The organism is Aquisalimonas sp. (assembly GCF_007120195.1).
In the GTDB taxonomy this organism is placed as follows: Bacteria; Pseudomonadota; Gammaproteobacteria; order Nitrococcales; family Aquisalimonadaceae; genus Aquisalimonas.
In genome coordinates, this window is sequence record NZ_SKOG01000021.1 from 1 (window position 1) to 2845 (window position 2845).

Annotated in this window: 3 protein-coding genes; all 3 read right to left on the bottom strand. The window is 64.0% G+C overall.

The genetic code is table 11. The features are described from left to right. A partial coding sequence (locus QZT63_RS02365; protein ID WP_290648258.1) for a transposase occupies positions 1 to 285 on the bottom strand: 285 nt, incomplete at its 3' end. Positions 286 to 368: 83 nt separating this feature from the next. Beyond that, the gene (locus QZT63_RS02370) at positions 369 to 1880 is read right to left on the bottom strand and encodes a protein adenylyltransferase SelO (protein ID WP_290648260.1); all 1512 of its coding nucleotides are present in this window, start codon (positions 1878 to 1880) and stop codon (positions 369 to 371) included. Between the two features lie 238 nt (positions 1881 to 2118). Further along, the coding region (locus QZT63_RS02375) for an integron integrase (RefSeq protein WP_290648262.1) at positions 2119 to 2845 on the bottom strand (727 nt) is incomplete at its 5' end.

Sequence of the window (2845 nt, forward strand, 5' to 3'; positions counted from 1 at the left end):
ACCATCGCGTCGATGGCGGCGATTGAAGTACTGGGTATACACGCCATTGAGGTGGCGCATCGCGCGGGAAAGACCTACTTCGGCGGTGCGAACCATCACATGATAATGATTCCCCATCAGGCACCAGGCGTGCACTTCAAGCCCGAAACGCTCACCCAACTCACCAAGCAGCTCAACAAATTTTTCTCGATCCGTGTCATCGGCATAAATCGCCTGGCGTTGTGCGCCGCGATTCATCGCGTGATACCACGCACCCGGATATTCAATGCGCAACGGACGCGCCATCAGCCGACCTCCCTGTCTTGCAGACAATCCAGATTATATATTACAAGACTTGACCCCTACGCCCTACGCCGTCTCGTGCACGCTCAGGTGCCGCAGAAGGTGTTGGGGACCCGCTCCTCCGGCCGTGGGGGGCGCGCCCAGGGTGCCTCGGTCGATTCCGGCGCCTCGAAGGGGTGGCTGACTGCCTCCACCAAGGCGTGAAAGGGGGCGAAGTCGCCCTCGTCCTCGGCGGCACGGATGGCCTGCTCAATGGCGTGGGTTCGCGGAATCACCGCGGGATTGGTCCACCGCATGGCGGCGGCGCGGGTGCCGGAATCCGCTGACTCGAGGTCCAGCCGCTCCCGCCAGCGGCCCGACCACCGCTGCCAATCATCGGGATCCTGGAACAACGCGCCAATGTCACTGTCCACCGTAGTGGTCTCCGCGGCGTCGGCCAGCCGGCGGAAGAATCCCGTGAAGTCGACCCGGTTACGGGCCAGGATCGCCAGAAGGTGATCCACCAGGGCGCGGTCCTCCTCCATGGCCGTGGCCAGCCCGAGTTTCGCCCGCATTCGCTCCAGCCACGCCGCCTCGTGGTGTTCGGTATAGGCCTCAAGAATCTCGCGAGCGGCAGCGATGGCTTCATTGCTGTCGTTGCCCAGAAGTCGCAGCAAGGCCTCGGCGAAGCGCGCCAGGTTCCACTGGCCGATGCCGGGCTGGTTACCGTAGGCGTAGCGGCCCATCTGATCCACGAAGCTATAGACCGTGCCCGGGTGGTAGTGGTCCATGAAGGCGCAGGGGCCGTAATCGATGGTCTCGCCTGAGAGGGTCGTGTTGTCGGTATTCATGACGCCGTGGATGAAGCCGAGCGCCATCCAGTCGGCGATCAGCTCCGCCTGCCGCCGGCTCACCCGCCGCAGAAGCTCCAAGTACGGGTTGTCGGCGTCCCGCGCATCCGGGTCGTGGCGCGTGATGGCATAGTCCGCGAGTTGCTGCACCGCGGCCTGGTCGTCCCGGACAGCGAAATACTCGAAGGTCCCGACGCGCAGATGGCTACTCGCCACCCGGGTCAGCACGGCGCCGGGCTGGGCGGTCTCGCGCAGTACTGGCTCGCCCGTGGTCACCGCGGCGAGCGCTCGCGAGGTCGGCACCCCGAGGGCATACATGGCCTCGCTGACCACGTACTCGCGCAGCACCGGGCCGAGGGGGGCGCGTCCGTCGGCGTGGCGGGAGAAGGGCGTTCGCCCCGCACCCTTGAGCTGGATGTCCCGCCGCTGGCCGCTGCGGTCGATCACCTCCCCCATGAGCACCGCCCGGCCATCGCCCAGCGCGGGAACGAGGTGGCCGAATTGGTGCCCGGCATACGCCATGGCCAGCCACGCCGCGCCCTCGGGCGGCCGCTGCCCGGAGAAGGCCGCCGCCAGGGCGGCATTGTCGGCTTCGGCTCGCTCGATGCGAAGCGCATCGGCCAGCGGGGCGTTGAAGCGCACCATCTCCGGCCGCGGAAAGGGCGCTGGCGGACAGTGCGCGTAGAAGCGCTTCGGCAACCCGCTGTATGTGGTCTCGAAGGGGATGTGGATCGGCTGTGGCGGCGTCGGATCGGATGTCTTGAGCATCTCTGCCATGTCGGCCCTAGCGTTATCGATAACCCCGATGCGTTCTATTACTGACCTTTCAGGATACATGTTTCGCGGCGTGTCGATAAAACGGTTTGCCGCGATAACCCCGGTGGGTCAGGTTCGTCTGAACTGGGCTCATTAAAAGGCCCCCCGCCCGCGCGGTCGTGCACGACGTGTCGGAGCATATGGCACCGTACGAGACGGGGATCCGGAGGAGCCAGAGAGGAATTCTCATTTACCCCAACGGACTCCGCACACCCGCGAACCCCTGTCCCAGCACATGCGTATAGATCTGCGTGGTACGCAGATCCCGATGCCCAAGCAATTCCTGGACCGTGCGAATATCAGTGCCGTTTCTGAGTAATTCCGTCGCAAAAGTGTGCCGAAACGTGTGACAACCGGCCGGGCGAGTGATACCGGCGCGTCGAACAGCACCCCGGACAGCCTTCTGCACACTGCTGGTGTGGATGTGATGGCGCACAACCACCCCGTCGTCATCAGCGCACAACGCGCTGGATGGAAAAAGCCACTGCCACTGAAGCGATTTGTCCGCGTTCGGATACTTGCGCCTTAGCGCATACGGCATGCTTACCGGTGTTCTACCTGACAGCGGTTGTGCCGTCAGTGCCTGACGTATGGCCGCAACTCTACGGCTTAATGGGTGGTCCAGCCTGTCTGGCAACAGTGTGGTGCGATCCTTGCCGCCCTTGCCGTTACGCACCGTGATCGTCTTTCTGTCGAAATCGAAATCCTTGACCCGTAGCCGCGCACACTCCACAACACGCAACCCGGCGCCGTACATCAGAGACGCCATGAGTCCATAGGGGGACTGCAGCTGGCCGATGATCGCGACCGCCTCATCGTGGGACAACACGACGGGCAGCCGCGGAGGGCGTTTCGCACGCACGGTCTCGCCGATGTCTCCCAATGGTTGTTCCAGCACCTTGCCGTACAGGAAAACC

What these genes read in the sequence shown, in the direction of transcription:
- QZT63_RS02370 (WP_290648260.1), bottom strand. Translation starts at nt 1,880, where the DNA reads ATGCTCAAGACATCCGATCCGACGCCGCCACAGCCGATCCACATCCCC.